The organism is Pseudonocardia sp. SID8383, assembly GCF_009864975.1.
In the GTDB taxonomy this organism is placed as follows: Bacteria; Actinomycetota; Actinomycetes; order Mycobacteriales; family Pseudonocardiaceae; genus Pseudonocardia; species Pseudonocardia alni.
The window spans coordinates 1-2,129 of record NZ_WWFY01000491.1; the positions used below are offsets into that span (position 1 = coordinate 1).

A 2,129-nucleotide genomic window follows, 5' to 3' on the forward strand; every position below is an offset into this window, starting at 1 on the left:
ATCGGCCGCGCCGACGGCGGCGGCCCGGTCCCCGGTCAGCGCGACGACGGTGTCCCCGGCCACCCCGGCGGCGGCGTCGAGGGTGTCGAGCAGCGCCGCCGAGGCGATCGCCGCGGCGAGCTCGGGCGTCGCGGGCGGGCACAGCCTCGTCTTGACCCGGCCCGGCTCGGGTGCCTTCGCGAGGACGACGGTGGTGACGGGGCCGGTCATCGCAGCAGCCGGATCATGTCGCGCCCGGCCCGGACGGTGCCCTTGACCGAGCCGGAGACCTTGGACCGCCCGCCGGCACGCCGGGAGTAGGCGACCGGGATCTCGTCGAACCGCCAGCCCGCCCGGCCCGCCCGCAGCAGCAGCTCCAGCGGGTAGCCGAACGCCCGGTCCTCGATCCGCAGGTCCAGCAGCGCCTGCCGGCGTGCGACCCGGATCGGGGCGATGTCGTGCACCGGGACCCCTCGGGTCCGCAGCATCCCGGCGATCACCGCGTTCGCCGCGCGGGCGTGCCAGGGCCACACACCGACCGTGTCGGGGACCCGCCGTCCGACGGCGATGTCGGCGCGGCCGGACGCGACGGTCTCGGCCATGCCGGGCAGCACGTCGGCGTCGAGGGAGCCGTCGCCGTCGAGGAAGGCCACGAGCTCACCGCTGGCCGCCTCCAGCCCGGCGTGCACGGCCGCGCCGTAGCCGCGACGCGGTTCGACGACCACCCGCGCCCCGTGCCCGCGCGCGACGGCCGCGGTGTCGTCGGTCGACCCGTTGTCGACGACGATCACCGGCCAGTCGTCGGGCATCCGCTTCAGGACATACGGCAGCGCCTCCGCCTCGTCGAGGCACGGCAGGACGATCTCCGGGTGCACGTCGCGATCTTCACCTCTCCGCCGGTCCACCGCCCGCCGAATGCGGGAGGGTCCCGCAGGAGGTTCGAACGGCGCCCCTCAGCGGTTCGTGGTGATCGGTGAACGGAGCGGGTCGGTCGCGAACGCCGTCACCCCGTCGGTGAAGGTGGTCCGGGCGCGGAAGCCCAGCCGGGCCGCCGCGTAGGCCGGATCGGCGACGACGTGGCGCACGTCGCCGGGCCGGGCGCCGCCGACGATCTCGGGCTCGGGGCCGTCCATCGCGCGGGCCAGCTCGGCGGCGAGGTCGCCGATGGTGTGCGGCTCGCCGGAGCAGACGTTCGCGGCGCCGAAGCCGGTCGGCTCCGGGTCGGCGACGAGTGCGGCGGCGTTGGCGGCCGCGACGTCGGTGACGTGCACGAAGTCCCGGCGCTGCCGGCCGTCCTCCATCACCCGCGGCGCCTCACCGCGCTCCAGCGAGGACCGGAAGATCGACGCGACGCCCGCGTACGGGGTGTCGCGGGGCATCCGCGGGCCGTAGACGTTGTGGTAGCGCAGCGACCACACCGTCCCGCCGGTCTGGCGGGCCCAGGCGCTCGCGAGGTGCTCCTGGGCGAGCTTGGTGGCGGCGTAGGTGCTGCGCGGGTCGACCGGCGCGGACTCCGGGACGAGGCCGGACTCGAGGTCCTTGCCGCACTCCGGGCAGCGGGGCTCGTAGCGGCCGGCGTCGATGTCGTCGAGCGCACGCGGCCCGGGCCGGACGACGCCGTGGTCGGGGCAGTCGTAGCGGCCCTCCCCGTAGACGACCATCGACCCGGCCAGCACGAGCCGGTCCACCTTCGCGGCGTGCATCTGCGCCAGCAGCACCGCGGTGCCGAGGTCGTTGTGGGAGGCGTAGTCGGGGGCGTCGGCGGGGGAGACACCGTGCCCGACCATGGCGGCCTGGTGGCAGACCGCGTCCACCCCCGGCAGGAGCCGGGACAGGGTGTCGGCGTCGCGCACGTCGCCGCGTACCAGCTCGTGGTCCAGCTCCGGGGCCTCGCCGCCGTGCGCCTGCGGCAGCAGCGCGTCGAACAGGACGACCTCGTGGCCGTCCGCGACGAAGCGGTCGGCGACGTGGGACCCGATGAATCCGGCACCGCCGGTGACGAGGACGCGCATGCCCGCAGACGCTAGGGCGTACCGGTCCCGCCCGCCCACCGCCCGTCCCCGTCCGCGGCGCCGGCCGGGTCGTCGCGCGGTCCGGCCCCGGAGCCGCGGCTCCCGTCCCAGGTCTCGGCCGCGGCCAGCGCCAGGCCG

Annotated in this window: 2 protein-coding genes and 1 pseudogene; all 3 read right to left on the reverse strand. The window is 76.5% G+C overall.

Annotation, left to right across the window (positions count from 1 at the left end):
* Positions 1–210, reverse strand: a pseudogene (locus tag GTW08_RS12075) (glycosyltransferase); the annotation flags it as partial.
* Complete coding sequence (locus GTW08_RS12080; protein ID WP_073575722.1) at positions 207–854, reverse strand: glycosyltransferase family 2 protein; 648 nt, start codon at positions 852–854, stop codon at positions 207–209. The pseudogene GTW08_RS12075 and the gene GTW08_RS12080, both read right to left, overlap by 4 nt.
* Positions 855–932: 78 nt before the next feature.
* Positions 933–1,991 (reverse strand): NAD-dependent epimerase/dehydratase family protein, encoded by a 1,059-nt coding sequence (locus GTW08_RS12085; RefSeq protein WP_073575723.1) that lies wholly within the window; start codon positions 1,989–1,991, stop codon positions 933–935.
* Positions 1,992–2,129 lie beyond the last annotated feature (138 nt).

Excerpts from the sequence above, each read along its gene's own strand:
- GTW08_RS12085 (WP_073575723.1), bottom strand. The coding sequence starts at position 1,991 with ATGCGCGTCCTCGTCACCGGCGGTGCCGGATTCATCGGGTCCCACGTC.